Raw genomic sequence first — 3,000 nt, 5'->3', positions numbered from 1 at the left:
ATTCGTTGAACAGAAAGAGCAATTGGGTACTGGTCATGCCGTCCAGCAACTGTTGCCCCACTTGGCAGACGATACGGGAGACTTACTGGTCTTAAATGGTGATGTTCCATTGTTGCGTCCCGACACCATTAAACAACTATTAGAAAGCCATCAAGCCCATAACAATGGCGCTACGATCCTAACTGCCCATTTGCCGAATCCCACGGGCTATGGACGGGTTTTCTGTGATAGTAACAATCAGCTGCAACAGATTGTGGAACACCGGGATTGCACTGATGCTCAAAAGCAAAATAACCGCATCAATGCTGGTGTCTATTGCTTCAACTGGTCTCAATTGGCTTTGGTCCTACCAAAACTGTCTGCGGATAATGACCAAAATGAGTATTACCTAACGGATGCGGTTACCATGGTTGAGCCAGTAATGGCAGTGGATGTGGAAGTAACCCACGAAATTCTCGGGATTAATGACCGTAAACAGCTGGCCATGGCTGAGCAGATTTTGCAAGAGCGGATTAAGGATGGCTGGATGAAGGCAGGGGTGACATTAATTAACCCAAACAGTATCACCATTGATGAGACTGTCCAATTGCAACCTGATGTCACCATCGAGCCCCAAACTCATTTGCGGGGTAAGACTGTCATTGGTGCTGGTAGCAGGATTGGCCCAGGGAGTCTGATTGAAAATAGCCAGTTGGGTGATAAGGTGACGGTGCTATATTCAGTGGTAAGTGATTCTGTGGTTCAAGATGGCACCCGTATTGGTCCGTATTCTCATCTTCGGGGTCATGCCCAAGTAGGAGAATCCTGCCGTATTGGAAATTTTGTGGAACTGAAAAATACTCAGATAGGCGATCGCACTAATGCCTCTCATCTATCTTATTTGGGAGATGCTACCCTAGGGTCACGAGTGAATATTGGCGCAGGTACCATTACTGCCAATTACGATGGTGTTAAAAAGCATAAAACCCAGATAGGCGATCGCACTAAGACTGGCTCGAATAGTGTTTTGGTGGCACCACTGACCTTAGGAGAGGATGTCACTGTGGCAGCTGGTTCTGTGGTTACCAAGGATGTGCCAAACGATAGCTTGGTGATTGCTCGTAGTAGAAATCAGGTCGTTAAACCCGGTTGGCGATTACAGGGAACTGAAGATTCCAACAGCTGAGCAAGGGTAAGGGATGGCCGTAAGTTGATCAGGTTGTTGGGTGGTAAGCTATCAGCATTCAGCTAATGCGCTACGCGCACGCTACGCGAACAGCTAATGGGCTACGCGCACGGTACTTGATGTGCCAAAGGCTGACGGCTGAATGCTGACGGCTGAATGCTGACGTTGGGTGAATTAACAAATTGGGTGTTTCAAGAGGGGCAATAGGGGTAACAGAAGTAAGAAGCAGCAAGCTTATGACTAAAGACTACGATAATAATTGTTGAGGGAAAATTGAGTTTGCCCTATGACTTGGGAAATTGCTTCTGTTGTTGCTGAATCTGTTGCCCCTATTTTAGGGAGAAAAATTCAAACTAGGCTAACTCCTGCCGACATCCACAAAGCAGTAGAGCAAGGACTCAAAGCTGCCCTAATGCGAGAAGAACCCTTGGCACCAGAGCAGCGCCTTTTTTATTATTCTGCTCCTGATGCGATCGCGTTTTTTCTGGAAGACTTTTTCCAAGATAGGGAAGTACAGGAGGAATTACACAAACCCCTCCAAGAGGATAACAAAATACCCTTAACCCCTCTACTTGTGGAGAAATTTAAGCAGGTAGCCTCAAACTATGCCCCCACTCAACCACAAGATAGTTTTATTCTTCCGTGGATGGAAACCTTTGTCAAGACTTATAGTGAAAAAACCAGCAGTTATTTAGAATTTCAACTAACTAAGGAAAACTATTTCCAGCAAATTTCCAACAGCGTTGATGAGGTTAAGTTTGCTGGGATGTTGGTCGGTCCACAGGATGGAAACCATGCCATTAAGCTTGACCAAATTTTTGTCATGCCTGAGGTAGAAGTGTTACATCCTCCCAGTAGTCAGCGACCGGTAGAGTTGCGGGCTTTTCACCCTCAGGTAGCCTTACCCGATCAGTCATGGCAACCATTGCGTACGCAAACGGTTAAAAAAACTCTTGCCCAATATTTATTAGCGGTAAAAACCTGGCAGGCTACCTCTGCTAAATCCCGGAACGTGATACTACTGGGTGCGCCTGGTTCAGGTAAAACCACCTTAATGAATTATGTTGCTGTAATGTTAGCCCAGAAGCAACCAGAAGCAATTGGGTTAGCGCCAGATATTGACTGGCTGCCGATTTTAATTGATATCCGGGATTGGGTCGAGTATTCAGATATCAGTATTCTAGACTATGCACGGCAGTTTGCTGAAAAAACCCTATTGGTGAAATCCCTGCCTAAAGGTTTCTTTGAACATTGGCTGGAGGATGGACGAACATTGATTTTGCTCGATGGGCTCGATCAAGTCACAGAACCAGCCAAAGGTGAGCAAATCGTAGAGAAAATTAAGGATTTTCTCCAGCAATTTCCTAACAATTGGTTAATTATTACCTCCGATAACGACCGTTACCTTAACTCAAATTACCCCTGGGAGTTTTTATGGAACAAAAAATTTTATCACTATCAACTTCAGTTATTTGATGACAGTAAAATTGAAGAATTTATTCAGCGCTGGTACTATAGTCAGATTCAAGACAAAGCAGAAGCACAACGACTGAAAGAAAGCCTGATCAACCTACTATCTGAGCATGATCAGATTAGAAACCTGGCAAGACATCCCCTATTGTTAACGATTATTACCCTAATTCACCGCTATCATTTCCGATTGCCTTTGGAGCGCTATCAGCTTTATGACCAGGCAGTAGACCTGTTATTAACCTCCTGGGATAATAAACCAGATATTAATAAACCAGATATTAATAAACCAGATATTAGTAATAATCAGACGCTGAAATATCTGGGATTGAATGATTGCAGACGATTGATGGAACGTCTCGGGT

General features: G+C 44.5%; 2 protein-coding genes. Both read left to right on the top strand.

Annotated features, from left to right (window positions below; translation table 11 throughout):
• Nucleotides 1-1,165, top strand: a 1,165-nt coding sequence (gene glmU, locus F6K20_RS31880; RefSeq protein ID WP_287297428.1) for a bifunctional UDP-N-acetylglucosamine diphosphorylase/glucosamine-1-phosphate N-acetyltransferase GlmU, incomplete at its 5' end; no start/stop codon positions are given.
• A 286-nt stretch (nt 1,166-1,451) separates the two neighbouring features.
• Nucleotides 1,452-3,000: NACHT domain-containing protein (locus F6K20_RS31875; protein WP_287297426.1), on the top strand; the 1,549-nt coding region annotated here is incomplete at its 3' end.

Source organism: Moorena sp. SIO2C4 (assembly GCF_010672485.1).
GTDB lineage: Bacteria > Cyanobacteriota > Cyanobacteriia > Cyanobacteriales > Coleofasciculaceae > Moorena > Moorena producens.
Note: the sequence above shows the minus strand (reverse complement) of the source record. Positions and strands in the feature narration are given on the sequence as shown.